At 60.9% G+C, this 26,407-nt stretch carries 28 protein-coding genes; 13 read left to right on the forward strand and 15 right to left on the reverse strand.

The genetic code is table 11. The features are described from left to right. Positions 1–171: 171 nt before the first annotated feature. Complete coding sequence (gene ssb / locus QU44_RS11880) at positions 172–729, reverse strand: single-stranded DNA-binding protein (protein WP_033922483.1); 558 nt, start codon at positions 727–729, stop codon at positions 172–174. Here ssb and QU44_RS11885 point away from each other — a divergent pair. Continuing rightward, positions 728–970 carry a DUF4169 family protein gene (locus QU44_RS11885; RefSeq protein ID WP_331377467.1) on the forward strand — a complete coding sequence of 81 codons (243 nt, stop codon included), beginning with the start codon at positions 728–730 and terminating at the stop codon, positions 968–970. The two genes, ssb and QU44_RS11885, sit on opposite strands and share 2 nt — an antisense overlap. 19 nt (positions 971–989) lie before the next feature. Here the strand turns inward: QU44_RS11885 and QU44_RS11890 are convergent, their stop codons facing one another. After that, positions 990–1,307: a 2Fe-2S iron-sulfur cluster-binding protein gene (locus QU44_RS11890; protein ID WP_033922451.1), complete on the reverse strand. Its 318-nt coding sequence runs from the start codon at positions 1,305–1,307 to the stop codon at positions 990–992. A gap of 66 nt (positions 1,308–1,373) precedes the next feature. Here QU44_RS11890 and QU44_RS11895 point away from each other — a divergent pair, with 66 nt between their 5' ends. Then, entirely contained in the window at positions 1,374–2,000 is a 627-nt protein-coding gene (locus tag QU44_RS11895; RefSeq protein ID WP_033922453.1) for a DNA-3-methyladenine glycosylase family protein, read from the forward strand. Positions 2,001–2,189: 189 nt separating this feature from the next. Here the strand turns inward: QU44_RS11895 and QU44_RS11900 are convergent, their stop codons facing one another. From QU44_RS11900 to QU44_RS17495, 3 genes are all read right to left on the reverse strand, one after another. Continuing rightward, positions 2,190–3,539 (reverse strand): DUF5935 domain-containing protein, encoded by a 1,350-nt coding sequence (locus QU44_RS11900; RefSeq protein ID WP_033922454.1) that lies wholly within the window; start codon positions 3,537–3,539, stop codon positions 2,190–2,192. Positions 3,540–3,631: 92 nt separating this feature from the next. Then, positions 3,632–4,600 carry a magnesium/cobalt transporter CorA gene (corA, locus tag QU44_RS11905; protein ID WP_033922485.1) on the reverse strand — a complete coding sequence of 323 codons (969 nt, stop codon included), beginning with the start codon at positions 4,598–4,600 and terminating at the stop codon, positions 3,632–3,634. A gap of 113 nt (positions 4,601–4,713) precedes the next feature. Then, positions 4,714–5,517: a hypothetical protein gene (locus QU44_RS17495; RefSeq protein ID WP_131602506.1), complete on the reverse strand. Its 804-nt coding sequence runs from the start codon at positions 5,515–5,517 to the stop codon at positions 4,714–4,716. 80 nt (positions 5,518–5,597) lie between these two features. Here QU44_RS17495 and QU44_RS11915 point away from each other — a divergent pair, with 80 nt between their 5' ends. Continuing rightward, positions 5,598–5,855: an XrtV sorting system accessory protein gene (locus QU44_RS11915; RefSeq protein ID WP_033922455.1), complete on the forward strand. Its 258-nt coding sequence runs from the start codon at positions 5,598–5,600 to the stop codon at positions 5,853–5,855. A 5-nt stretch (positions 5,856–5,860) separates the two neighbouring features. Here QU44_RS11915 and QU44_RS17500 read toward each other — a convergent pair whose 3' ends face one another. Together QU44_RS17500 and xrt are read right to left on the reverse strand one after the other, a co-directional pair. Beyond that, complete coding sequence (locus tag QU44_RS17500) at positions 5,861–6,580, reverse strand: exosortase C-terminal domain/associated protein EpsI (protein ID WP_052134752.1); 720 nt, start codon at positions 6,578–6,580, stop codon at positions 5,861–5,863. Beyond that, complete coding sequence (gene xrt, locus QU44_RS11925) at positions 6,577–7,446, reverse strand: exosortase (protein WP_081988011.1); 870 nt, start codon at positions 7,444–7,446, stop codon at positions 6,577–6,579. Before xrt ends, QU44_RS17500 begins: the two co-directional genes overlap by 4 nt. A gap of 293 nt (positions 7,447–7,739) precedes the next feature. Here xrt and QU44_RS18505 point away from each other — a divergent pair, with 293 nt between their 5' ends. From QU44_RS18505 to QU44_RS11940, 3 genes are all read left to right on the forward strand, one after another. Further along, positions 7,740–8,459, forward strand: a complete 720-nt coding sequence (locus tag QU44_RS18505; RefSeq protein WP_033922460.1) for a PEP-CTERM sorting domain-containing protein — start codon at positions 7,740–7,742, stop codon at positions 8,457–8,459. Beyond that, positions 8,441–9,067 carry a L,D-transpeptidase gene (locus QU44_RS11935; RefSeq protein ID WP_231621726.1) on the forward strand — a complete coding sequence of 209 codons (627 nt, stop codon included), beginning with the start codon at positions 8,441–8,443 and terminating at the stop codon, positions 9,065–9,067. The genes QU44_RS18505 and QU44_RS11935 overlap by 19 nt, the downstream gene beginning before the upstream one ends. Positions 9,068–9,159: 92 nt before the next feature. Next, on the forward strand, positions 9,160–9,690 hold the full coding sequence (locus QU44_RS11940; RefSeq protein WP_033922461.1) for a CAP domain-containing protein: 531 nt from the start codon (positions 9,160–9,162) through the stop codon (positions 9,688–9,690). A gap of 6 nt (positions 9,691–9,696) precedes the next feature. On the opposite strand, the gene QU44_RS11945 is transcribed toward QU44_RS11940, so the two are convergent. Continuing rightward, a complete protein-coding gene (locus tag QU44_RS11945; RefSeq protein WP_231621727.1) occupies positions 9,697–10,389 on the reverse strand; it encodes a metallophosphoesterase in 693 nt (230 codons plus the stop codon). Positions 10,390–10,396: 7 nt separating this feature from the next. Between QU44_RS11945 and QU44_RS18885 the strand changes: the two genes are divergently transcribed. Together QU44_RS18885 and QU44_RS11950 are read left to right on the forward strand one after the other, a co-directional pair. Then, entirely contained in the window at positions 10,397–10,522 is a 126-nt protein-coding gene (locus QU44_RS18885) for a hypothetical protein (RefSeq protein WP_269429173.1), read from the forward strand. 130 nt (positions 10,523–10,652) lie between these two features. After that, positions 10,653–11,117, forward strand: a complete 465-nt coding sequence (locus tag QU44_RS11950) for a PilZ domain-containing protein (protein WP_033922464.1) — start codon at positions 10,653–10,655, stop codon at positions 11,115–11,117. A 146-nt stretch (positions 11,118–11,263) separates the two neighbouring features. On the opposite strand, the gene QU44_RS11955 is transcribed toward QU44_RS11950, so the two are convergent. Beyond that, positions 11,264–12,712: an outer membrane beta-barrel protein gene (locus QU44_RS11955; protein ID WP_197054305.1), complete on the reverse strand. Its 1,449-nt coding sequence runs from the start codon at positions 12,710–12,712 to the stop codon at positions 11,264–11,266. A 29-nt stretch (positions 12,713–12,741) separates the two neighbouring features. After that, positions 12,742–13,317: a polysaccharide biosynthesis/export family protein gene (locus tag QU44_RS11960; RefSeq protein ID WP_033922467.1), complete on the reverse strand. Its 576-nt coding sequence runs from the start codon at positions 13,315–13,317 to the stop codon at positions 12,742–12,744. A 99-nt stretch (positions 13,318–13,416) separates the two neighbouring features. Here QU44_RS11960 and QU44_RS11965 point away from each other — a divergent pair, with 99 nt between their 5' ends. Both QU44_RS11965 and QU44_RS11970 read left to right on the forward strand, forming a co-directional pair. After that, on the forward strand, positions 13,417–14,379 hold the full coding sequence (locus QU44_RS11965) for an endonuclease/exonuclease/phosphatase family protein (protein ID WP_081988012.1): 963 nt from the start codon (positions 13,417–13,419) through the stop codon (positions 14,377–14,379). Positions 14,380–14,414: 35 nt separating this feature from the next. Continuing rightward, positions 14,415–16,004 (forward strand): TolC family protein, encoded by a 1,590-nt coding sequence (locus QU44_RS11970; protein WP_033922469.1) that lies wholly within the window; start codon positions 14,415–14,417, stop codon positions 16,002–16,004. An 87-nt stretch (positions 16,005–16,091) separates the two neighbouring features. Here QU44_RS11970 and QU44_RS11975 read toward each other — a convergent pair whose 3' ends face one another. Further along, positions 16,092–17,501 (reverse strand): thiol-disulfide oxidoreductase, encoded by a 1,410-nt coding sequence (locus QU44_RS11975; protein ID WP_156141126.1) that lies wholly within the window; start codon positions 17,499–17,501, stop codon positions 16,092–16,094. A gap of 574 nt (positions 17,502–18,075) precedes the next feature. Between QU44_RS11975 and QU44_RS11980 the strand changes: the two genes are divergently transcribed. Then, positions 18,076–18,477 (forward strand): DCC1-like thiol-disulfide oxidoreductase family protein, encoded by a 402-nt coding sequence (locus QU44_RS11980; protein WP_033922470.1) that lies wholly within the window; start codon positions 18,076–18,078, stop codon positions 18,475–18,477. A 60-nt stretch (positions 18,478–18,537) separates the two neighbouring features. On the opposite strand, the gene QU44_RS11985 is transcribed toward QU44_RS11980, so the two are convergent. After that, positions 18,538–19,752: a cell wall hydrolase gene (locus QU44_RS11985; protein WP_231621728.1), complete on the reverse strand. Its 1,215-nt coding sequence runs from the start codon at positions 19,750–19,752 to the stop codon at positions 18,538–18,540. Between the two features lie 300 nt (positions 19,753–20,052). On the opposite strand from QU44_RS11985, the gene QU44_RS17505 reads away from it, so the two are divergent. Continuing rightward, on the forward strand, positions 20,053–21,036 hold the full coding sequence (locus QU44_RS17505) for a hypothetical protein (protein WP_052134758.1): 984 nt from the start codon (positions 20,053–20,055) through the stop codon (positions 21,034–21,036). Between the two features lie 380 nt (positions 21,037–21,416). Here the strand turns inward: QU44_RS17505 and QU44_RS11995 are convergent, their stop codons facing one another. The 3 genes from QU44_RS11995 to QU44_RS12010 all read right to left on the reverse strand — a co-directional run bounded on the left by QU44_RS11995 (position 21,417) and on the right by QU44_RS12010 (position 25,517). Continuing rightward, positions 21,417–22,244 (reverse strand): hypothetical protein, encoded by an 828-nt coding sequence (locus tag QU44_RS11995; protein WP_156141128.1) that lies wholly within the window; start codon positions 22,242–22,244, stop codon positions 21,417–21,419. 284 nt (positions 22,245–22,528) lie between these two features. Further along, positions 22,529–23,530, reverse strand: a complete 1,002-nt coding sequence (locus tag QU44_RS12005) for a glycosyltransferase family 2 protein (RefSeq protein WP_197054306.1) — start codon at positions 23,528–23,530, stop codon at positions 22,529–22,531. 133 nt (positions 23,531–23,663) lie between these two features. Further along, complete coding sequence (locus tag QU44_RS12010; protein ID WP_156141130.1) at positions 23,664–25,517, reverse strand: hypothetical protein; 1,854 nt, start codon at positions 25,515–25,517, stop codon at positions 23,664–23,666. Between QU44_RS12010 and QU44_RS18270 the strand changes: the two genes are divergently transcribed. After that, a complete protein-coding gene (locus tag QU44_RS18270) occupies positions 25,506–25,964 on the forward strand; it encodes a hypothetical protein (RefSeq protein WP_156141132.1) in 459 nt (152 codons plus the stop codon). The genes QU44_RS12010 and QU44_RS18270 overlap by 12 nt on opposite strands. Positions 25,965–26,407 lie beyond the last annotated feature (443 nt).

The following is a 26,407-nucleotide window of genomic DNA, read 5'->3' on the forward strand; positions in this document are numbered from 1 at the left end:
AATATGTCGAGGGGTTATTGGAAGTGCCCACATTGTTACAGCCCAGTTACCCCGCATCCGCCGCGATGCAAACTAGGTCTTAGTTACACCCACCAAAGGATGCGTCAGCTTTATTTCCCAGAAATATGCCCCCAAATCACCCAGGCATTAGTTACGGTGTCTTACCCCCTGTTAGAACGGCACGTCGTCGTCGAGATCGTCGGGGAAGCCGCCGAAATCATTGTTCGATTTGGCCGGGGGTGACGAGCGTCCACCGCCGCCGCCGCCGCCGCGCGAGGACTGGCCGGCGAACTCGTCGCCGCCGCCACTGCCCCAATCGCCGCCGCCGCCGCGGCTGCCACCGCCCGAACCACCGCCGCCGCCGCCCGAGCCGCCCTGCGGCCCGTCGAGCATCGTCAGCACGCCGTTATAATTTTGCAGCACGATCTCGGTCGAATAACGGTCTTCACCCTTGGCATCCTGCCATTTGCGGGTCTGAAGCTGGCCCTCGATATAGACTTTCGAGCCCTTGCGCAGGAAGCGCTCGGCGACGCCGGCAAGGCCTTCTGAAAACACCTTCACCGTGTGCCACTCGGTCTTTTCCTTCTTTTCGCCCGAGTTGCGATCCTTCCACGATTCGCTGGTCGCGATCCGCAGTTCGACGACCTTGCCGCCGTTTGAAAACGTCCGTGCTTCGGGATCGCGCCCCAGATTTCCGACGAGAATTACCTTGTTGACGCTGCCGGCCATGATCCGCTCCGAAAGATTGCGGCACCCGATGGGCGGGCGCACATTGCAGCGCTATAGCAAAGCGATGGCGCAAGTCACCAACCTGAACCGCTTCCGCAAGGCGCGCGACAAGGCCGCCCGCGCCACGCAGGCCGATGCCAACCGCGCGCAATTTGGCCGCACCAAAGCACAAAAGGCAGCCGACGCTGCCGACGTGGCACGGCGCGAAGCCGCGCTCGACGCCGCCAAGCGCGACGAATAAGCGCCAGCCGCGCGGGCGATCAGTCCTCGGCAGCGATCCGAACGCGCATGCCGTCGAGCGCGTTGGTGACCTGTACCTGGCACGCCAGCCGCGAATAGGCGTCGCGATCCGACGTGCTGTCGAGCAAATCGTCTTCGTCGATGCTCATCGGCGCAAGTTTGTCGGCAAATTCCGGGTCGACATGGACATGGCAGGTGGCGCACGAACAACAGCCGCCGCACAGCGCCAGCAGCTCGTCGAAACCGTTGTCGCGAATGACTTCCATCATCGAAAGGCCAGCCTCGCCCATGACTTCGCGCTCTTCTCCGTTCCGGGTCACGACGATCAGCTTGGGCATTGCGGTCTCCTGTACGAACGGCTCAGTCCATGCCGCGTCGATGCGCGCTTCGCAAGGTGCCCTTGGGTGGGCTTGAGCGCCGATCGGCTGCGCGCCGATCTCGATTCGCTGGCGGCGATCGAACCTGCATTTGGCGAGGCGATCACGCGCGCAGGCTATCCCGAGCCGCGAATCCGCCCGCGCGGGCACGAAACCTTGCTGCGCACGATCGTCGGCCAGCAGGTGAGCTATAAGGCTGCCGACGCGGTGTGGAAAAAGATCGAGGCGACGCTGGGCGGCGATGCCGGCGACACCGCCGCCTGGGCCGCCGCCAGCGACGAGATGCTGCGCGGGGCCGGCCTCTCGCGCCAGAAAATGGGCTATTCGCGCAGCCTTTGCGAACTGGTTGCCAGCGGCGAGCTGGACCTGGCGAACCTGCCCGCCGATGATGAAGCGGCGATCGCGCAAATGGTGAAGGTAAAGGGGATCGGCCGCTGGTCGGCCGAAATCTACCTGCTGTTCGCCGAGGGCCGGCCCGACATCTGGCCCGCCGGCGACCTGGCGGTGCAGATCGAAGTCGGGCGGATATTGGGCATGGATGCGCGGCCAAGCGAGAAGCTGACGCGCGAAGTGGCCGAGGCATGGCGTCCCTATCGCGGCGCGGCGGCGATCTTTGCCTGGCACCATTACGGCACCGACATGGCGGTGATTTGAGGCTCCGGCCCTCTTCCGCCAAACGGGAGAGGGTTTGAAAGCAAAGCGAGATGGTTGTTACGCCGACTCAGTGGTCTTTTCTTCGTCATTCCCGCGAAGGCGGGAATCCAGAACCACTGCACTGGCATATGGATTCCCGCCTTCGCGGGAATGACGACCAGAAAAGCATTGGTATCCAGTTGCCATGCTTTAGGAAGAAATAGCTGTCTTCCCGCGCCAGCCGACCCCGGCCGCCGCCTTGCGCTGTCGTGCGGCATAGCTGTCCAGCGCGATCTGTAGCCCGAACCACATGTAAAAGAACGACTGGAACGCCAGGCTAAGGAACAGCGATCCGACCAGATAGATCACATGCGCCGCCTGCAACGCTGCCGCCAATTGCCAGATCCAGCGGTCCTGCGGCGGTGCCTTGGCATAGCGCCAGCGCAGCATCTCCATCCGCACCAGCCCGACCAGGTTCAGCAGCGCCCACAGGATGAACCCCGGCCAGCCAAGCTCGCCCAGCACCTCGAAATAGCTCGAATGCCATGCCCGCCCGGCATCGACGGTCTTTAGCACTTCGACCGGGGCGCTTGCACCGCCCTCGGTCGGTACGGTGGTGTCGACCATCAGCCGGTTCTGGCGATACGCGCCGAAGCCGCCGCCCGAAGGATTCTCCTTCACGAATTCCCAGGTCCAGGCCCATACCAGCACCCGGGTATTGGCTGACTGGTCCTTTTCATATCCCTGGATTGTGTCCATCCGCTTGGTAAAGCTGTCGGGCAGCAGCGGCACCGCCGCCAGGCCAGCCACCGCCAACAGCCCCATATACAGAAACCGCCGCTTGGTATCGCGCAGCAGCAGCACCGCCAGCACGCCGATACACACCAGCCCGGTGCGGGCCTCGGTGCCGATCGGAATCAACAGGCAGGCAAAGATCAGCGCCCAGCCGAAGGTCTTTACCTTCCAGTCCTGCGGGAAGATCGTCTGATATTGCATCGTCCACAGGATCAGCGGGATCATCGCGATCGCCACCGCGCTGATCGTGCTGCCTTCATACAGGCCGGCATTGTTGGTGACGCCAAGGTTCAGCACGCCATAACCGCCGCCCGACCCAAGCGTCTTGATCCCGCCGGTGATGATGATCGATCCAGCGCCCAGGATCATGAAGATCAACAGCGCCTCCATCCGCAACCGCGTTCGCAGTGTCAGCGGCAGGAATATCGCAAAGACCAGGGTCTTCCACACCCAATCCCATTTCTCGGCGGCGTCGAGCGGGAAATCCGAATCCTTGAGCGTCCATCCCGCCCAGCCAAGCAACAGCGTCATCAGCACCTGCCGCCCGCTGAAGCGGGTGCCGTCCTTGGGATCGATCGCGATCCAGGCGAGCAATGCGGCGGCGAAAAAGATCAGCGAGATCGGGACGCTCGACAGCAGATGATAGGAAAGCCGCTGCGGCGACACCAGGTCGATATAGACATAGCCGAGCACCAGGATGAACGGCCGCTTCAGCCCGAAGCCGAGCAGCACCGCCAGGAACGCGACGAAAACCAGATCGCGCATCGCTCAGGCGATCGAAAGGGGGGCGGGCCGGCGCATCGCCTTGGCGTTAGCGCGGCAGGCGTTGAAGCGGCGTTAAGCCGCCTGTCCCCGCGTCACAGCCAGCCCAGCCTTTTGAAACGGGTGTATAGCGCGGCGCAGACGATACCGATCACGCCGAGCACCACGAAATAGCCATAGCGCGTCTTCAGCTCGGGCATGTAATCGAAGTTCATGCCGTAAATGCCGGCGATCGCGGTCGGCACCGCCAGGATCGCCGCCCAGGCGGCAAGCTGCCGCGTGATCGCGCCGGTGCGTTGCTGTTCGAGCAGGTTGCTGAATTCGAACACCGACGTCAGCACTTCGCGCAGGCCTTCGGCGGTCGTCGATACACGCCGGATATGATCGAGCACGTCGCTGAAATAGGGCCGAGTCTCGCTATCGATGCACGGCAGATCGAGCCGTACCAGCTTGCCCGCGACTTCGCCCATCGGGCCGAGCACGCGCTGAAAGCGGAACAATTCGCGGCGGAGCGCGAAGATGCGGTTGATTTCGTGCCGCTCGAGGAAATGATCGACGGTGCGCTGTTCCATCGCCAGCACTTCGTCCTCGATCGGCTCGACCGCCGGCAAATAGCCGTCGACGATGAAATCGAGCACCGCGTGCAGCACATAATCGACGCCTTGCATCAACAGGGTAGGCGATGCCTCGAGCTGCTGGCGAAGCGCGCTGTGCGCCCGCGTCGATCCGTGCCGCACTGTGATGATATGGCTATGCCCGACAAAGATCGCGGTCTCGCCATAGGCAATGTCGCCGTCGATCAGATTGACGGTGCGCGCGGCGATGAACAGCTGATCGTCATAGACGTCGATCTTGGGCAATTGATTTGCCTTCATCGCATCCTCGACCGCTAGTGGGTGCAGGGCATAATGCGCCTGCAACAGCTGCATTTCCTGCGCGCTCGGATCGGCGATGCCGATCCATACGAACTCGGAGGCGTCCCCCGGATTGTCGATCTTCTCATCGATCGACACCTCGCGCACGCGCTTGCCGTTGCGATAGAGATAAGCGGCGACGACGGGCATGACGGCAATCCTGATTGGCAGGTGCAGCGCCTTGGCACCGCTGCGCGCAGGCGGCAATGCCGGTGGCTGCTATTCAGGCAAAAGCTTGCCGTCACCCGCCATGGCAACGCGCATTAGTTGCCGTCGGACACGGTGAAGCCAGGCTGAAGCCGAATATCGGCTGCTGCGCGCAATGCCTCCAGCTCCTGATTGATCGCGCTGTCGATGTTCTGCCGACCAAGACTTTGCCGCGCCAATATCCGGCGGTTGCTCCGGCTCAGCGCGACATCGGTTTTGTCGATCACGGTCGCCGCGATCAAGGTGTCGCCGTTGCGGTGGAAGAACAGCTTGTCCGGCGGCAGTTGGCGAAGGCGATCGGCCAGCGCTGCCGACATGAACCTGCTGTTCCACTCGGTCCTGCTGCGCTGTCCCACCAGGCCCGCCTGCGTCAGCAGCCGGTCGACTTCGGCGAGCGACCCGGCATTCGACAGCCGCTTGGGAGCGGTGCCGCCAGGGGGGAGCGGCGCATCGATCTGGTCGATCTGAAACACGGTATAGCTGGCGAATGCCCCCGGGTCTTTCCGAAGGATCTGATCGATTTCGGCATCCGACAGCGGCATCACCGCATTGCCGATCCGCCGCAGCTGTAAATCCATCAACAGCCGTTCCTCGGCGCGCCTACGCGCCAGGACGAACTCGATCTGCTGGTCCAGCTTGGCGCGTCTTGCCTCCTGCGCCCATAATTTGCGGTCGATCACCTCGCGCAGCAACACCGGCGGCGCCACCGCTTCGGCGTTGGGGCCGCGACTGCGGGCGGCAGCTTCGGCCCTGAGTTCGCCGAGGGTGATTTCTTCGCCATTCGCCACGGCCACCACCTGCCCGCTCGGCACCTTGTCGCCGCACGCCGACAGCGACCAGGCAACCGCGCACCCAAGCACCAAAAGTCTAAATCGAATGCTCAGCGCTTTTCTCCCGGACCATGGCGGCGTAGCTGCAACAGGCAACAAGGACGGTCGCCATGCAGACGGTATATGATTGGGTGACGGTGGCAATTTTCTGCGGCCTGATCACGCTGTATCTTCATCGTTCGGTCGATGAGGACGAACCGGGCGATTCGCTTTGGCAATATCTGGTGGCGTCGACCGGCTGCGCCTTCACCAACTGGCTGGGTAATGAGGGCTATCAACTGGCCGCGATCGGGATGCTGGCGCTTACCCTGGGCTTTATCCACTATGTGCTGGCGCCGTTTCGCTCGATGGGCGGCGGCAAATCCTGACCGGCTCATGGCTGCTGCCCGAACAATGCTCGCTTCGCCTCAGGAGACGCGATCGCCAGCAGCGCGGTCAGGAAACCGCGAAATGCCTTGGCCGCCTGCACGCGGTCACGGCCGGGCACCGACAATCGCACCAATATCCCATCGGGCGCGTTGCCCCTGATGTTCTCTTTCAGAAACGCCCCCACCTGCGCGACATTGGTCCTGGGGAACGCATTGCCCACGCGGGTCCAGTATAACAACTGCTCGGAACGCATCGCCGATTCGGCCAGCACCATCTGCGCAGCGATCAGCGGGGTATCGGCGAACCGCAGATCGACCGGCTCGCTGTCGCTCAGTTTGAAACCCGCTGCGGGATAACAGGCTTCGGGCCGATGCAGCCGCACATCGGCGCGCTGCGACCCGACATAGGCCACCAGCAAGGTCACCGGCGGCGCGACACTCGATTGATAGATTCGCGTCAACAAATCGTCATACGGCCCGCGCGCATTTTCCCCGGTTTCGGTCACCACCACGCCATAGGTGGTCGCAAGCGTCCAAGTGCCGATCTGCGCCGGAATCAACGCCTGCAGCCCGCCGGCGGGCAGTGCGCGCGGCGAACTCCACAGCGCGGTCGAACTGCCCAGCACCGCCCCCGCACAGCAAATGCCGCCCATCAACAGGTCGCGCCGCCCCAGGGTTCGCGCCAAGGGCAGCTCCGTCGCATCGGTCGATTGCAGATCGCTCATCGGGGCTGCGATGCCTTTCGCTGCAAGGCACCGAACACGCCATCGGCGGCGAACATGCACAGCATCGCCACGCAAAACATGATGATCCCCGCCATTTCGTGCGCGACCCCCTGCCCAACCTCAGCCCCGAAATACCAGGTCAGAAGGATAATGATCAGCACGCGGACCAGATTGGCCAGCACCGCGATCGGCACGATCGCCAGCAACAAAGCCGCGCCGAACCGCACCCCGGCATTGCTGCGAAGATGGACATAAAAAAGACCGACCGCACACAGCGTCAGCAGCGAACCCAGCCCGGCACAGGCCTGGCGAACCAGCAATTCATACTGGCCGATCTGAATCGTCGCTCCCGACAGCGCCACCGGATACCCCAGGAAGTGCAGGAAATTGACCGACATCGCTGAAATCCACAGCTTGATCGGCTGAGTCAGGTCGGCAGTAAGGATCACCGGCGGCACGATCAGGAAGCCAAGATACAGGAACGGAAACCAGAATCTACGCACCAGCCGCGGCCCCAGGTAGATGACCGCCGTCAGTACCCCCAGCAAATACACCGCCAACGTTTCCAGCGGCAGCACCTGATAAATCCGCGCAAACACATATGACATCACCAGCGGCAGCAGCAGGATCGGCCAGGCTGCGTTTTTCAGCGGGGCCGCCTCGCGGTACAATATCGTCCGCAATCGCCACAAAAGCCAAATGCCGGTCGCCAGGATGATCGGCCCCTGGGTGCCCTCTTCGGAAGACCAATGATTGCGCGCAACCGAGACGATTGTGGGGACGACAAGCGCAAGCACGCCACCAATGGCGAACCAGCGTCTGCCAGAGATGCGACGATACCAGCGACCGTCTTGAGCATTGTTCATGCGAAACCGGCGTCGATCCCCAGGGCCATGCACAAGATTATGCCGCCGCTACAGCGCTTTGCGACCGCCCAATCGCCTGTGCAAGCCATGTTTGGTTAATGTGCCGTTTCAGCGCACGCCGCAAACGAGGTTTGCAAATTTGGCCGCTAAGTGACACATATTGATTAGCAAAACGTTAACGATTCCTCCGATGGCGCGGAATAAGCGTTGCTGATGTTGGCTTTCGTTTAGGAGTATGGGCAGATGATGGTCGTAACAACCAGGCCGAAACGGCTCTGCGGGAGCTATTCGGCGTGACCACGTCAGCAACCGCAACGTCCCTGACGGACGATCAGACCACAGACATCATTGCCGCGCCCGATTCGCCTGAATCCGGCAAGCTGGCACTGTGGGTTCGCCGGGTCGCGATGGCGCTGGTCGCATTTTCGACGCTGCTCATTGGCTATGCGCTGTTGCCATCGGACGGAAAGGCGTTCGTCACCGGACAGACGCAAAGCGTCCTTTCGATGCTGAGCCTGCGTTCGCCGGGGATGCGCGCCGAAGGCAATCTGCTGTCGACGAAGCCGGTTCGGGCAGCGGCAGCACCGCAGCAGCGGGCACTGGGCAAAGTGTTCGGTGAGCCGAATCAGCGCGCCTTGGGCAAGGTGTTCGCGCCGCCCGAAGACGTCGCCGTATTTGGCGGTGAACCCGCTTTCGCGCCTCCGTTTCAGCCTGGCGCAGCCAATTTCGCCGGTTTGCCAGCCCCCGTGGGTGCAGCACCCCTGGGCGTTGGCGGCCCCGGCGGCGGCGGTGGCATTGCCAATGGCGGCGGCGGCGGTGGTGGCCCCGGTGGCGGTGGCGGTGGCGGTGGCGGCGGCGTCACCGATCCGGTTTCGCCCGAGCCTCCCGTGGCGGCAGTGCCTGAGCCGGGCACGTGGCTGATGATGATCATCGCCTTCGGGTTTAGCGGCTTCATGCTGCGCCGTGGGCGCCGGATGGGCCGGAGCGGTGCAGCGTGTCCTTCGGTGGCCTGAAGCTATCGCTTACGGCGGCGGTGCTGGTCGGGGTTGCAGCGGTAATCTGGCTCTATGCCGCAACCTTCCCCGTGGAAACGCCCGCCACCGGGGCCGCCATGCCCAAGGCTGTAGTCGTTTCGAACGGACGGATTAAGCTCGATCCGCAGCAAGTGGCGCAGACGCGCGACGATCGCCTGTGGCCGACCAAGATTCAGTCGCTGCTGCATGTCGATCATCCGCTGGCCTATGGCGAATGGGTCTGGAACGACCGGTCGGTGCCTGCGGGCAAGCAAAGCATTCGGGTCGATCTGACGACTCAGATCATCTCGGTACTGCGCGATGGCCATGAAGTCGGAACCGCCGTGATCCTGTACGGTGCCGACAACCACGAAACGCCGCTTGGGCGGTTCCCGATCCTGTCGAAGTCCGCCGATTATCGCTCGCGTGCTTATGACGTGCCGATGCCGTTTGCGATGCAGCTCACCACCGACGGGGTGTTCATCCACGGCAGCAACGTCCGATTGGGTAGCGCAACGCATGGTTGCATCGGACTTCCCCAGGAATTTGCCGAAAAGCTGTTCGAACAGGCCCAGCGCGGCGACGAGGTACTCATCGTCCGGTCGTAACAATCAATATCATTAGCGCCGCGCTAACTAGTTTCCGGAACGGCCCGGTTATCTGCCGTCAGTAATGATCGCCTCCTTGGATCGGAGGGATCATGGCTGTCTTTGCAAAAGGGATTCGGCAGGCGCTGTGCGGCTTGCTGATATTGTCCTGGCCGCTACTGGCCGGCGCGACCGACGACCGGGCAAATTTCGATGCCCGGATTTTGGCCGCGCATAATCGCGAGCGTGCTGGGCTTGGCCTGCCGATGCTGCGCTGGAACGTCGACCTGGCGGTTGGTGCCAAGCAATGGTCGGACACGCTCGGGCGAACCGGCCAGTTCATGCACTCCCCCGATGATCCCGATGATGAATTGCTCGGTGAGAATATCTGGGGCGGCGACGTCGGCTTTTTCCAACCAGAGGCGATGGTGGCGTTGTGGGTCTCGGAAAAGCAGCAATTCCGCCAGGGCACCTTTCCCTATACCAGCCGTACCGGCGACGTCATGGACGTATCGCACTATACTCAGATCGTCTGGCGATCGACCACCGACGTAGGCTGCGCGATCAGCCGCGGCGCGAATGAGGAAATTCTGGTCTGCCGCTACAAGAATCCGGGTAACATCATGGGGCGGCGCGTTTACTGATCGCCTTCAGCGCGGTCGGTGTTGTTGCAGAACCCAGCGCGCATCGCCCTCGAAGCCCATCGCAGTCAGCGTACCGAAGTGATAAGCTCCGGTGTCTATCCCGATCCCCCCCGCGCGCTCTTCGACCTGTTCGAAAATCGTGTGTCCGTGGACAATCACCTTGCCGGGGATCGGCGCCCGGCGGCGGTTTCGCAGGAATTCCTCGCGTATCCATCGCAGATCGCTTTGCCGCTGCGCATCTAGCGGTACGCCGGGGCGAACGCCGGCATGCACGAACACATAATCGCCCTCGACGATCATGTGCTCAAACCCCTTCAGGAACGCTTGATGCGCTTCGGGTACCGATACCCATAGCATCGCCGCCAATTGGCCCAAATCGACCGCATCGGCGTCACGGGCGGAAATACCATAGCTCATCATCGTCTCGATGCCGCCGGTGCGCTTGAAGAAACGCAGGACGTCGCGATCTCCAGCCTCCAGCGCCATCAGAAACGTCTCCTCGTGATTGCCCAACAGAAACCGCGTGTCGGGACGCTCCTCGCGCAGCGCAATCAACCGGTCGATCACTTGCGCCGACTCCGGCCCGCGATCGATCACGTCACCAAGGAAGATCATCTGGCCGCGCGGGCCGCCGCGCTGGGCATCGTCCTCATCGATTCGGGCCAGCAATCCCTCTAGCAGCCCCAAACAGCCGTGCACGTCCCCGATGGCATATATCCGCCGCCCCTCGGGTACATTGGCGGTGGCCGCAGCGCTCGATCGGGAAAGCAATCGCGAAAAGAGCGTCATCGTCCTTCATGGCCTCCGCACCAGCCTGCGCGGCTATGGTTAACTACATATACGCAACGACAACGCAACGGGTGTATATGCAATAGCCGAGGTTGGCCCCAACGCCGGGCGACCCTCACGCTTTATAAAAGATTTCCCATTTAGGAACGACGTCGGCCACTAAAGGATTTTCAATGTCGGTGCAGCAATCCCAACCATCCGATCGCCGCACCCGGGACCGCCGCGCCATCGGGCAGGACACGACGATCCGCCTCGATGCCAGCCCGCTCACCGCGTCGGCGGAGAATTTGTCGATGTTCGGGATGGGGCTGATCACCGACGCACCGCTGAAGCCCGGCACGACGGTGTCGATCGGACTACCTGGCTTGGGACAAGTCAACGCCACCATCGCATGGCGCGACGGTCCGCGGGCAGGTTGCATCTTTCATGCGCCGCTCAGCCCCGAGATGCTGGCGCTGGCGTTTAATGGCGAGGTCGTGACCACGCCGGTCATAGAGATATGGCAGCGGCCGTTGCCGGGGATCGACGACAATGACGGCGCGAATGAGTCACTGTCGTACCGAAATCGGCTGTTGCTGATCGTCAGCCTGGGCGCAGCTATGTGGGGTTTGATTATACTGGCCACGCAAGCACTCTGAGTACCACGCCGACCGGCGTAAGCTGGTTGCCGGGGCCTTACTTGCAAACACCATGACTGGCAGCGATCACATCGGCAGCGTCGGATCAGACCCCACTAACTATAGCATCAGGTCCAGACCGCCCGCCGCCGACGTTATCGTCGCGATCAGATGCCGTAATTTACCCCGATCGTACCGCGCACTTCCTGGAAGTCGCCGATCAGCCCCTGCCGGTTCTCACGCCGCGAAACACCGACATTGGCATTCAGCCGCCAGCGCTGGTTCATGAGGTAGCGCGCCGTAACATCTGCCACCGCGCGATCGGACGAACCATCGGCAGCGATGAAGTCGGCGAACTGATAGCCAACGCCGCCGCTGACGATCAAATTCCGCAACAGCTCGTGATCTACGCCCGCGCTGACTTCGGTCACCAACGAAGCCGCCGAAATCGCCGAACCCACGTTTTGCAGACGCCGCCGGGCACCCAGCCTGAACGTCGTCAATTCGGTAGCCAGATATTCCACCGACACGTCCAGCGCCACGCCGCTGATCGCGTCCACATTGGGATCTTTGAACTGACCGCGCAGATAGCCGATACCGATCTGGCCACGCCACAGCGCGTTGGTTTCACCGCGAATACCCGCGATCACTTCGACGACATCGGAATCGCGATTGATCAGCGGATCGCCGTCGAACCGCCGGAGCTCGCCGCCGATCGAGCCGAACACCGTCGCCGCGCCGGTGGTGTAACCCACGTCGACCCGCGCTTCGTAGAAGTTGAAATCACGAAAATCCTGGTCGAGCCGAAGCCCGTCGACCGTCTCCGCTGATTTGTAGTCAAAGCGCCCGATCTGACCATCGAGCGAAACGACCAAGCGCCCCATGGTATTGCGCGCGCCGACCGCGACGCCGGTGAAATCATACCGAATTGGCTCACGCGTCAGCAGTACCTCACCGACCGCACCACGATCGATGAGCTGATGCTCGCGCCGCACGTCGAACGACAGACTATCGCCCCGCGAAATATCGTAGCGCCCGCCGATCCGCCCGGCATAGGTCACCGCGTCTTCGCTGCTGTTGTCGAGATAGGTGCGGCTGTTCACCGCCAAATCGGCATCGATCGCGTGGCGCGTCAGATCCGAACGAAGCGCAGCGGTCGCTCCGATTTCGCCGAAAGCATCGCCCGACCCATCGGGCTGTTTGAAGATATTCGATGTCGCACCGACGTTCGCCGTCACCGTCGGCAAAAACAGGAATGATCCGGTCCGGATTCCCTGACGGTCGAACAACGGCCTCGATCGTCCCGCCACCGTGGTGCCGCGCCCCGAAGCGGTCCGCAGCCGAACGGGAACCAGCTGGCCGCTGGTCGTCGGCTGCTGGCTTGCGCTATCCGCCTGCCGAGCGCCACCGCTGCTCGGAAGTTCGACCGAACCGTCGACGATTTCGTCCAGCACCGGTCCGCGCGGGAGCAGCACTGCCCCGCTGTCACGCACCTGTCCGCCGGGAGGCGCAAGCCCGCCCGTACCAAGCGACGTCGGCCCCACCGGAGAAGGCGGGGTTTCCTGCGCCATCGCCGTGGTATCGGCGAGCAGCGCCAACACGGTCAGACCAGCCAATGCCGTCGACCGCATCTCTAGATAATTGCTCAGAAGTAACGCTCCCCAACTCGCAGCACATCACCTGGCTGAATTTTCACGTCGGTCGCGGTGTCGACCTCATATTCCTGATCGCTCCCGGCGCGACGAAGAAAAATCCGCTTCGTATTCGCTCGATACGTATAGCCACCCGCAGTGGCGATCGCCCCGAGCACCGTCAGATTTTCGGTCGTCGGGTACCGGCCGGGCCGCTGAATTTCACCCAGGATGAAGAAAGGCCGAAAGTCATAGACTTCGACGGCAAGCTTCGGGTCGGACAGATAACCCGCGGCAAAACGCTGGGTCAGCGCTGCCTCGAGTTCGCGCGCGGTCAGGCCGACGGCGCGCACGTCGCCGATCAGCGGCACCGAAACCACGCCATTGCCCGAAACCTGATATTCGCCGCTGAGCGACGCTTCGTTGAACACCGTCAGCCGAAGCTTGTCGCCCAAGCCCAGGCGATAAACCGATCCTTCGGCGCTCATCGCCGATGCCGGCAAAGCGGGCCGGCGCTCCTGCGCACAGGCGGTGATGGTTGCGGTCATTATCAGCAAAGTGGCAAAGCGCTTGCTCACTGAAAGTTTCATCGACAACCCCCTGTTAATGATAGCGACCGTGGCACAATCACGCCGCGCGGGCAATCTGCTTGCGGCCCGCAGCGTCCCAGTAAAGGTGAAGGTGGTAGAATGCTACGGCGAACAACGGTACGCTTCCGGCGCAGCCTGGCGGCAGCATTCGCATTGGCCGCGATATTGTTGTCGGCGGCACCTTGGGTCAACCCGGCATGGCCCGGAGCCAATTCGCTCGCCGCGGCACTACCCATCGTCCCGGGGATAGCCGTGGTGGCGCTGGTGATTGGCGGCTGGCGATCCTTTAGCGGAATCGCGGCGGCAATTGCCGGCATTCTTGCGATCGCCACGATCGCGGGCGAAGCGATGCAGGTGCCAAAGGATGCGGGTGAGGCAAAGCCAGACCTGGTGGTCATCACATACAATGTCGGCCACGCCAATCGCCGTCCTGCGGCAACGATAGCCTGGCTCGCTGCCCAGCGCGCCGATGTTCTGCTGTTGCAGGAAACCGACGGAGCGATCGCGCCTTTCCTCAGCGACCTGCGCAAACACTACCCCTATTACAACGCATGCTCCGATTCCTGCTCGATGGCGATATTCTCGCGGCTGCCGATGGCACGCCCGCGCTATCGCTTCCGCAATTCGGCGGGCAAGCAAATCGGGCCGGCGCTGCTGCAGGCAAGAGTGCGCCTGCCCAATGGGCGACACGTGCAAGTCGCGACCATCCATCTGTCACGCCGCTTGTCCGCCCGGCGAAGCGCCGAACAGCGCCAAAGCCTGGTCGACACCGTGAACATGGCCGCCGATTCGTCGCTGATCCTTGCTGGCGATTTCAACCTGGTGGGGTGGAGCAGCGCGATGCGCGGGCTCGACCGGGGATTGGCGCCCGCCCGGCGGGTGACCCGCGCGCTGCTCACCTACCCTGCCCAGCCATTGCCGCTGGTCGGCATCGATCATCTATTTGCCGGCTCGCAACTGCGCGCGCTGTCGGTCCATCGGCTAATCGCGACGGGATCGGACCATCGCGCCGTTCGTGTAGAACTGGTTTGGCAGCCTAACCCCAGTATGATAGCCGACTGACACAGGCCGGCGGGGGGTCGGCTGCGGGGGGCGATATGGGATTTATTCGCAAGCTGTTGCTGGCGTCTGCGGCGCTGACGGGCGTGACTACACCGGCCAATGCCGACTCATTGGGCCAGGCAATCGCCGATGCCTATCGCAACAACCCCCAGCTCGAATCCCAGCGCGCGCAATTGCGAGCACTGGACGAAACGGTCATCCAGGCCGCCTCGCCCTATCGCCTGAACGCCAGTGTCGTGACGACGATGGTGTATCAGGAACAGGACCAGCGAAATGTCTTCGATAGCTTTGCCACCTTGCGCGAGCGGCAGTCGGGCATATCGCTGACCGCCCGGCAAATCCTGCTCAATGGCGGCCGGACCGCCGCGCAGGTGTCGGCGGCGGAAGCGGGCATCTTGTCGGGCCGCGAACGGCTTCGCGAAGTCGAGAATTTCATCCTGCTCGAAGTCGTCGATTCCTATGTATCGGTCCGCCGCGACATCGCGCTGGTCGCCATTCAGCAGCAGGCTGTCGATTCCTACCAACGGCAAGTTCGACAGGCGCAGGCCCGCGAGCGCGGCGGTGATCTGACTCGGACCGACATCGCCCAGGCCGAAGCACAGCTCCAGATCATCCGGTCACAGCTCGTACAGGCGCAGGCGGCGTTGCAGAATAGCCGTGCGCGCTTCGCAGCGGTGGTCGGTCGCAACGCGGACATGCTCGATCCCGAACCGGCGTTACCCGGCCTGCCGGTATCGCTCGATGCCGCCTATCAGGTCGCCGAGCAGGAAAGCCCGACGCTGTGGCAAGCAATCCTGAACGAGCGGGCCGGGCGCGATCGGATTGCCGCCGAACGCGCCGAACGCAACCCGGTGTTCGCGATCGAGGGAAGCTATGGCTATAACGCACCCAGCTTCCAGACGCGCGATCTGGGCCAGGGCATTCTCGGCCGGGCAACGCTGACCATTCCGATCCTCACTGCGGGGGTTGTCGATTCGCGGGTGCGCGCCGCGATTGCGTCGCAACAGGCGCTGCAGTTCCAGATCGAAGTCACCCGCCGCGCCGTCGACGTCGCACTGCAAAACGCCTGGAACCAGTCGATCTCGGCGCGCGATCAGGAGGTTGCCGGCGAACGGGCGGTGACAGCCGCGCAACAGGCGCTGGAAGGCGTGCGGCGCGGATTCGCAGAGGGATTCCGCAGCAACTTCGAGGTTCTGGATTCAGAGCAGCGGCTATTGAACGCGCAGCTCATCCTCGCCAATGCCCGCTATCTGCGATATGCCAGCCAGGCTAATCTTCTGGCCTATCTGGGCCGGCTCGAAGCGGCGGCAGTCGATGAGGCGGTCGCAATATATGACAAGGCCGTCAATTTGCGGCAGACCCAGGCCCAACAATTCGACCCGTTCCAGCCGATCGTGCAGCCGCTCGACAAATTGTCGCGGTCATCGGACCGCGGCCGCGAAGCAGTGAAGCTCGAACCCGCCACGGGTGCGACCGTCCGCCCGGCCAACGTCCCGCCGCCTTCGGGAGACCTGTCGACGACATTGCCGGTCAACCCCGGCGGTCGGCCAATCCCGATCGGCCGAGACGTGACGCCGCCCAGCGGAACCCTGAAGGGTGGCACCCCGCGCGATCCAGCGAACTAGGCGGCAGCCCCGCCGCCTCGCCCTCCTGGTCCTCCTGGTCCTCCTGATTGCGAGGCTTCCCCCGCTCAGGGGGAGCGTCCCGTCAGATCAGTGGGTGCAGGGCTTTGGCCGAGTCCAATCGATCGGCTTGAAATCCAGCAACTTGCGTTCGATGAAATTCGGGCGATACCCTGTATACGTGGCCGCAGTCACCCCGCTATATACCTTGCCGTCGATGACATAAGTAAACCAATCCTTGGGATTGCCCAGGATTCGAAGCGCCAAATCGTGCTCGGTCAAAAAGTCGCCATTATTGCCCTGCGGCAAGAGTTTAGGGTTCGACGTTTCGGCTATTCTCGCCACCTTGGCTTGATAGGAAAACAAATAGGGCGGCGAACCGAACATCATATGGTTGGTAACCCCGCCCTCGGTATGTAAGTTGCTGAACATCGCGATCGAGCTTTCGGTCTTCAGGCCGACATAGGGCGACCAGCAAGAGACGAACAGAACCACCGGGAACAGATAGAGCCACCAGGGCCGCTTCTCGGTACGCGCGAACTGCCAGTTCGCGGTCGACGCCAATGCCGCGCGCAGGATGAATATCATCGCGATCCCGCCAAGCACGGCCCAAGCCACCAGCCAGGCCGAATGCCACAAGATGCGAAACGGTCGATCGACAAAGCTGTACGACAGCCACGTAACGGTCGCGGTCCCGATCAGCAGCGCTGCCACCAGTAACGCGAAGGTCGCAGCGCCCGCCCGCAACTGGACGACTTTCCGCGCGACCTGGCTTATATCGGCGTAGAGCACCAACGCCGATTGGCGCGGCATCGACAGCATATAGAGCGCGAACACCAGGCTCGAGAAATCCATGTAATAGGAATAGCCCGAAATCGGGATGACATAATGAAACGGCAGGCTGATCAGCAACCCCAGCCAAAATAGCCGCCGTATATACAAACACGCTATCGCAATCGCTTCGATCACAAAGGTCGAATAGATTGCGAGATACCGCCCGACCAGGCTGTCATCGAGCCCGAACTCGCGCGTGAGCGGCACATATAATGCGGTTGCACAGCTGACAGCCGGATCGAGGAAGTCGGTATTGATTTTGTGGAAAATTCCAAAGAAATACATGATTGCCAACAACGACTTCGCGACGAACCGCAAGCGTTCATAGATCAACGCTTCCGAATTCTTCCGGTCGTTGCGTAGTAGCAATTGCGGACCGATCACGGCCACGATCGCCAGATTCATGTAGGTCGCGATCGTCTGGTTGTTCGACGACACCGGCATACGGCTGGCATAGGCAATACACAGCAGCGCCGCGAGTGACAGAAGCGTCGCCAATCGCGACGGCTTCCACATCACATAGAGCGCATTCAGGATAATCGCGATTTCAAGGATCTGGTGCTTGACCCCCTTCAGCCCCAACAGAAAAGGTGTGTGCGACACCGAGCTGAACAGCATCGCCATGCCCCACATCGCGGCAAATACCATCAAGCTATCGCTGGGCACCGCTTGCTGCCGAAGGGCGGCGTTTTTTTCTTCTTCTTGCGAAAAATTGAAAAAGCTTTTGGCGAGCGAGAGCGGCGGCTGCGCGGCGGTCGCCATTAGTTGGGGACTACGCCGGAGATTATCGGCAAGTTTAAAAATGCCACAGAAATCGCCACGATGACTAGCGCAATCATTGCCACCATTACCGCACGCTTCCACAGGCTGCCCCACGCGGCAGCCGCATGTGTAGAATCGATCATGATTGCTTCCGCCCCAGCTCTACGTACTGATATTTCCTATACGTGAAGAACGAAGCCGACGCTAGCTACGACTATTCGCCGACCATCCCGGATTGACGCGATATCGTTCCGTTAACATACTATTTTTACTGGCAATCCGAATATCTTACGGCCCAATCGAAACAAATGCCGCCTGCACGGCAGTATCGGCCACTGGCCCAGGCGTCGCGACACTTGTTTATTTTGCACGTATCATCAGACAATAATCGGCTTGTCGACAACGCGACATCGAAAGCATATGTAGTTTTTACCCGATCAGCTCGGGCAAAGGCCACTTATTTGGGGAATCACTCTAAATGTCGAACCTGATCATTTACGACGGTGAGTGTATATTTTGCCAAAACTATGTGCGGTTCGTCAAATTACGGGAAAATATAGGTCAAGTCGAACTGCTCGACGCACGAAGCGACGATCCGCGTATTTCTGCCTATACCGCGGCGGGCTATAATCTAGACGAAGGCATGATATTCGTTCGCGATGGTCGTGTATTTCATGGTGCAGAAGCCGTTAACATACTGGCGATATTGTCGTCGGACAGGACGATCGCCAGCAGGCTGAATGCGATGGCGTTTTCCAATCAGCGGATTTCCCGCCTGCTATATCCGCTGCTCAAAGCCGGTCGTCGCTTGACGTTACTGGCGCGAGGCAAGTCGCTGATCAACAAGGCCAAGCAAAACAAGTCGCTCGAACTTCACTGACATTCCAGACCACGGCGGCAATCGCTTTGCGGCGACCGCCACCAAGCTGAGCCCCCGCCGTCAGTGTTGGCTCACTGTGGTTCCCATATCCACACCCGCCAGCCTGTCCCCGGCAAGCGCTGCCAGCTGCGCCTGGCCCTGGGACAGTGCCTCACCATTCTTCAGACACTGCGCGGCATCACGGCGCGCGAATCGCGCACAATCCCACTGCACCCGTTCGAACGCCCGTGCCCGATCGCGCAGAAAGCTGAATGCGATCTTCTCCAGCTTCGCCGGCGGCATAGGTAGGGCACTGGGCAGATCGGCACGATCGGTCCAGGCCAACAGTTTGCAATAAGGCCGATCACCGCAAATACGGCTTGCGGCGGCAGCATAGGTCGCTGGATTCTGTGCGGAGTCGAGCACCGTCATGAAGCTGTTGGTGTCATATTCCATCGGCAGCGCCATGACGATATCGGGCGCCGGCAGTTCAAGCGCCGCCACCTCGATCAGCCCCGGATCGGCGACCGCACCGTCCTTGCTATGGCCAACCGACAACATCGCCAATTGCGCGACCACCGGCTCGGCACCGGCATGGTTTCCCCTGAAAGCCGGTGGCGTACCCCACCAACCGGTCCATCGGAAAAACAGGTGCGTGTTGATTTCCGAAATCTTCTCCAGGCTGGCGCTCCAATAGGGGACCACCCAATCGGTATGATAATGCGTTGCCATCCCGACCCGGGGCTCGACTTCTCCCTTCAGAAAAGCTTCGGCAAGCTTTTGCGCGCGGCTCCATGCCGGGGTGGCATAACGCCGCGCCAGTGCCCCATCGCAGGTGAAGGTAAACTGGCACCCTGTATGCCGCTCAGCGCCTTGGAAAACCACACCGCAGACGGTTTTTGGAAAAGCGGGATGCCGCATCCGGTTCAGCACCACCTGCGCCACCGCGCGCTGGCCGACCGGATCGTCGCCAGCTTCGTACAGCACAGCGGCGGCGAGGCAATCGGTGGCACGGACGAAATCGGCGGGGTCGGCCGCTTGCAGCCGATACGGCTTGGCCGCCGGATTGGGCGCGGTCGAGAACGGCACCTGCGCGTTGAACGCGCGAGCATCCTGGGGGGCCAGGCTGATGAACGCCGTCGGCTCGACCGGCGGCAGCTCCGCCTTCCCCACCATCCGCGAGACCACATCGCGATTCGAACCGGTGCGATCGGCTACCCCTTGGCTTTGCGTTCCGACCAAGGCGATCGGAACCACGATCGATACCGCGGAGATGCCGAAAATCACTGTTCGCACCAACTTCGATAGCGGTTGAACAGAATGAAATAGTTGCATGGTCCGACATCAATCCGTCAAAAACTGGGCTTGCGGCCCGGCACGCGCCTGTATCCTATTCACGGGCCAGACGAAAACATCAGTTGCGACCAATAGTTTCCCTATTCAGGACGAATATCATTCGGCCATCTGTTGGCTTAACCGATCGGCTGACCTTCCCGCGCCTATCGATGCGATCTTGGATCGATTTGCCCGCTGGTTGGTACACTTCATCGCCTTGCGGTTGCTTTCCCGACTCGCAGCGGCCTATTTTCGAATGCGATGAACCATTTTAGCAAAATCGCGGTGGCCGCGGCTGGCATCATGCTGGTTGCCGCCGACACCCCCGGGCAACGGTCGGGCCGATTCGCGCCCACCGACGGCGGCCTGGTCGGCATCACGAAAGCGGTGATCGACCTTGGCGGCGCCTCCCCCCCGCAAGCGGCCGATTTCGACGTTTTCGCCAATTTTACCGCCAGGGATTTCGGCACCACCCGCTCGCTCGGTCTCGTGAAGATCGTCACCCCGACCCGGGGCATCAAAATCCGCGATGTCGTGGCCGAAAATGGCTACCGGTTTCTGGATGTCGGGGCGAAAGGTGCTTTGGTCGATGCGTCGATCGAGCGCGTGAGAGCGACGGGCCTGATTCGATCTTTCGCGCGAATTCGGGGCGACAGCCATGACATCGTCATTCGCGATGTCGATGCCACTTTCAGCGCTCAGCCCGCCGAACGGCCGCATCTGCCCGGCGGCATTCAGATCGATGGCACCGCGCACGACATCCTGATCGAGCGCGTAGCCATCCGCGGCGCTAAAATGCGGGTGGAAAAGGGAAAATACACCAATGGCGATGGCTTCTCCACCGAACGCAACAATGCCGGCATCGTCTTTCGCGACACCGCTGCAGACGACAATTCAGATGGCGGCTATGATCTGAAGTCGACCGCGACTCGCCTGGAAAATGTCCGTGCGGCGCGCAACGGTCGCAACTACCGATTTTGGGGCACCGGTGAAGCAACCACCATCACCAGCGAAAATCCCTCCTCGGCACATATCTGGACCGGTCAGGGTGCGAATTGGCGGATCGGCAAGCTGATCGTTCGGTCGACAACGCGGGCGCCGGTCATTCGGCTCGAAGGCCAGGGCGTCTTGCGGATCGACGATTATGACATCCGCGTCCCCGCAGGCACCCCCATGGTCATCGATGAAAGCAAGGGAATGGCGAAAATCGATTGGGGCCGGCGCGGTCCGCCGCCGGGCCTCTAGTGGATTGATTTTGGCATTCGCATCCCGCCTGCGGCACGCTCTCGCTGCGAATGTCAAAATCATAAAATCCACTAGAATCACATAATTGCTAGTGGTCCTGGAGATTCTGACATTTGCTCCTGACTGAGCCGAAGGGGATAGCAAATGTCAGAATCGAACCACTAGCCAGGATCAATTGGGGTCGACGCGGGCCACCAGCGGGTCTGTAGACCAGTGAAACCGAAATTAGTCGAAAGTCAGGTTTCAACCGAACCAGCAAGTCGTGTCGCTAATATTGCTGCGATCGCTAAGCGACGCTTTGGCAAATGGAATAACTTCGATGCTAACGAAAAAGGCTCGCTTCTCGGAAGCGAGCCTTTCCCTGCTACTTAGCCTAAAATTCAGGCCGGAGCTGAATCGTCGAACGTCGGGATCGGCGTGTAGAAATAATAAGTCACACCTCCGACAGTTTCGCTGGCAGTGAACAGCAGGCTGCTTACACCGACCAGGTCGACCTGGCCGCCTGCACCGTTCGGAGCGCCGCCATCTGCACCAGGCAGATCGAGCACGCCATTGCTACCAAAGGTGATGAAGCCATCGCCGTCGCTGTCGTACAATGCCGAAGTGGTAATGATCAGATCGTCAACGCCTAAACCAGTGATCGTATCACCGCCCAAATTGATGCCAAGCGCAGTATCGTACAAGAAAGCCTTTTGCTTTCCTGCGCCCACGCCGGTCGCATCAAACGTGTCGTTGCCTACCGTACCTTCAACAACCCGCATACCTTCCGTGCCGAAAGCGGCTTCCATATACCGGCGCGTGAACGAATCGGCATAGACATGGCCGCCATCCTTGGCACCCAGGTACCGCAATTCGGTCACGTTGCCGAAATCGCCCTGCATATCAATCGAGTCGGTGCCGGCGTTCTTCTTGCTCGTACGGTCGATGTCCAGCACGCCGTTTTTACCGAACTGAATATAGCCGTCATTATTGCCGTCGAAAATCTTGACGGTGTTGATCAGCGTGTCGTTGCGGTTGAATGCGTTGATGATGTCATCACCAATCATGCCATCCTGAACAACGAAGGCGTCGGCACCGGCGGTGCCCATATATACGGTGTTTGCGCCATCCGCTGCCATGTTGATCACGTTGGCTGATGTGATCAGTGTCGAATTTCCACTTAAAGCCACGTCCACCTCCATCGGGTTCGGGTTGACGAAAACCCCCACTGGCTTTCGTCTCCTGGCGGCGACTTGCTCCGAGATTAACGATTCGTCAACCTTGTATGGCAATCAGTCCGAAGTGAACATGTACGACCGTTAAGCATAATCAAGTCGATTAACTATCTGATTTGTCGATTCCATACTATACGCCGTCTCGTCATGGGATTTTCGGCTTGGGTCCGGCGCGCGCTATGTCGCATTGCGGGACACGCTCTATAATTTTATGTGGGGTCCAAGCGGCCGCAAAATGCCCGCGCCGCGTCTAGCGCGATTGACCTTCGCGATCGGAATTAATCGCGACTCGCACCATTAATTCGGGCAAAGTCAAACTCGCCCTCACCCTGTGACATGCCGCGGGCAAATTTGAGCATCGGTGCGCGAAGCAAGCCGGTGCCCAGCGCGACCATGATAAACGCCGCGCATCCCTTAACCGTCCAATGCTCGCCGAGCGAGCGCCGTCCCAGCCGAAGCGCCATCGCGCGATCGCCGCCGACCCATAGCATCACCGCTGCACGGGCGAGGCTTTTGGCGATAGTGGCGTCGGGATTGCTGAAATAGGGATACAGCAACGCAAACTGATCGAGTTCGTCCTTCCCGCCCGCATCCCCCGCTGCCAACGCTTGCTGATGAGCCGCAATGCTGATCGCGGCCAGGATTTCGCGTTTGGCAACCTGCTCGGGCTTGGCGTTCACACCGTCCAGGCGAAGATAGCGACGGTACAAAATGTCATCGACATAGCCGAAATCGCCCAACCGGCTCATCCGGCGAAACAGGTCGCTGGCTTGCCCCACGGTGAAGGCCGCACGATAGCCTCCTGCCTGCAGATACGCGTCGCGCCGAAACATCACTTCGCCGTGCGAGATGGCGAAATCACCCGAAATCGGCCCTTTGCGAACTAGCTTGGCCGGCCGCACTTCCCAGCATCGACCCGTCAGCTCATCGACGTTTTCGATACCGCATCCAACCGCCACCACCTCGGGATGCGCGCGCAGAAACGCCACTTGCGCTGCCAAACGATGGGGAAAGCTCTCGTCCCCGGCGCCATGTACCGCGATGAATTCGCTAGTCGCCTCGGCGCACAGCGCAATCATCGTGCGGGTAAAGCCGATATTTGCCTGCCGACGGACCTCGATCCGATCGGACGCATGCCTTTGCAAAGCTGGGAACGTATCATCGCGCGACCCATCATCGACGATGATCGCGCGAAACGACGGAAAATCCTGCATCGCCAATGATGTAACCGAAGCATCGACACTGTCTTGCCGATTGTAAAAGGCGGATACGACCGTCACATCAACCGGCATCGGCGAACCCCACAACGTTGCAAGCAATTATCAGTAACGATCGGTATACGGCAAAGAAAGGGCCGCGCCGTCAAACGGCGGCGCGGCCCGGCAGAAAGAGCATTTTATACGGCGAGCGGCCCTATCCTGTGATCATATCCAATCCTGCCGCCGAACCATCCAGGCTGTAGACGAAATACTGGATGCCATTGATGGTTGCACTACCGTCGAATTCGATCGCATTCACCGCGCTACCGCTAACTTGCACGCTACCCAAGCTTTGACCCTGCGTGGTCAGCGCCAGCTTGCCCGCATTCAGGGCGATCGTCCCGCTGGCGTCGGCACCATCGAGCTTGCTTGTGGTGACGATAATGTCTTCCGCGCCGAAATTCGCCAGCACGTCGGAACCAAGCCCCCGCATCAACGCGGTGTCGAAGAAGAACATGTCCGATTTCACGCCTGCCCGATCGCCCGACAGACTGTCCGATACGGTCAGTTTGCCCTCGATCGCGCCCTTTGGTCGCACCGCTGCATCGGCATAGACAAACCCTTCCTCGGTCTGACCCAAGACCCGCAATCCATTCGAGCCCAGTCCCGAAATCGAAACGACGCCGGCTTGGTCGCCTAGGTTGAAACCGCCCTTGCCGGGGGTGATGAAGCCATCGCCATTGCCGTCGACGAATGCCTTGGCCAGGACAATCGCATCATTGGAGCCAAGGCCATGAACGGTGTCATTGCCTAGCTTGCCGATGCCGGTGTCAAAGACAAATGTTTCGCGCGCCGCGCTTCCGACGAACGTCTCATTGCCGGTGGTCGCTTTGTGGGTGGTAGCGGTGGTCGCCGCATTAGTGGCTGCCGGCGGCTGCGGCAGCCCCGACCCCACCTTCCAGACCGCGGCACTGCCATAGACAAAACCGCCATCGGCCTCACCCAGCAATCGTAACCCAGCGCTCAGTCCATCGATCGCCAGCGATCCGCCATTCTCCATCTGGAGAATCTTGTCCTTGCCGAACGTTGTCACCCCGTCGCCATCGACATCGCTGAGCTTCTTGGTGAAGACTACCAGGTCGTTCACCCCAAAACCCTTGATGACGTCGAACCCGCTTGCGACATTCTGGTCAAAAACGAATTTTTCGGCGGCGGTTGTGGCCATGAACGTCTGGTTCGCGGCAGTGCTGTGATGAAGAACCCAGTTGCCCGGCGCAGCGTCCCCCGTTGCCGGCGGCATAGGAACGACCGGCGGGGTCGGTGCCGGTGCCTCGGGCGTCGGCTCGGGCGTTTGGGGCTCGGGGATCTCGGGCTCGGGCTCGGGCATCGGAGGCTGGGGTGCCTCGCCGCCCGCGCTGGCGGCAGCCTCTGCTTCGGCCCTGGCAATGGCACCATCAGCCAAATGGGGCACCCGTTCGCCGATCACCGGCACGACTATGGTACCGTCGGCATAAAGCTCACCCTGTGATGTCGCCCCCGTCGACGCGACGTGCGTGATGGTGGCGCTCGCCATGCCTGTTGGCCGAATCCCGACCGAGGTGATCGCGTCGCTTGCATGGATTACCGTCGCACCGACAATTTCGAGTGACCCGCTATTGTCGAACACCCGCGTGTTGGACCCGGCATCGGCAAAGGTACCACCGACGATCTTTACCGACGCACCATCGGCCACCCACACCTGCAACTGCGAGCTGGTACCGCCGCGAAGATGCGGATTGAGGCCGACGGCGTCGATCAGTTGAACATCATCGCCCCAGAAACGGAAGTTGCGCCCGTTATCTTCGGCGACCGCTCTTACCATCGTCACGTTATTGGACTTCAGATCATAACCGCCATCGGTATTGCCCCGCGCGACGGTATCTTCAAAATACAGATTGTACGTGCCGCGCTCCGACGAAAATCCGTCGGCATTCCAATATCGGCCGGTGCCTGCGTCCTGCGTTGCATTGTCCATCGTCACACGGCGCAAGACGATATCGTGCGCGGTGCCGGTTATATGAACGCCCATCGTAAAGTTGTCGCCGTCTTGCCGACCGCTGTCGGCGCGAACATCCTCGATCAAGACATCGTTGGTGTCATATTGAATGCGGATCGCGTTCTTAGAAAAACCTTCGACATCAACGTTCTGAATGGTCAGACCGTCAACCGACGCAGTCTTATTCGTTCCGGCGCGCAGCGTATCGAAGAAGCGTTGCACGTTGCTGGAATCGACATTCCTGATCGCCAGGTTGTCGACATCGCCGACAACGCGGAACGCCGTGCCGACATTGTCGATCTGCAGACCTTCGAAGGTCAGGTTATCGGCGTCCTTCTGGATTCGAAACAGCTCGTTGCCCGAAGCTGCCCCCGCAACCCAGTCAACTGCGCGCGTTCCTTCGAAATGCGCTTCGCCTGCGGACCCATCGCTGTTAACGCCCTTGATGGTTACGCCAGACCCTGTTATGCTGAGCGGTGATTTGACGATGTAAACACCTTGGTCCGCCGCCAAGGCAACAGTACCACCATCCCCTGCCTTGCGTATCATTGCGTCAAGGTTGGTGATGCTGGCTGCATTAGACCAGTCCGAACCACTTTTGTCACCAGCGCCCGTAGGCGAAACATATACCGTTGCCATTGCGTGCCCTACCCGTACGCGAGGAGGCAGCGCCGCCCGCCGCGGTCGCCAACTCTTCCCCACGTATTTGGTATAGATGCGCTACTATGGCCGTGGCGTTTCGACACACGGCTACTAGATCGTTTACTATCATAATGGTTTTATCTTGCTTAGTGCGACGGATTCCTTTCCGGCACCCGCCCTCAGCCGCCTTTCAAAACTTGCGTCTCGACGGGCACCAGTTGACCCTGATAGGCCGGTGCGCCTGCAACCTGCCATGGGTGAATCTCGAAGCCGGCCATTCA

It is taken from the genome of Sphingomonas sp. 37zxx, assembly GCF_000786205.1.
Taxonomy (GTDB): domain Bacteria; phylum Pseudomonadota; class Alphaproteobacteria; order Sphingomonadales; family Sphingomonadaceae; genus Sphingomonas.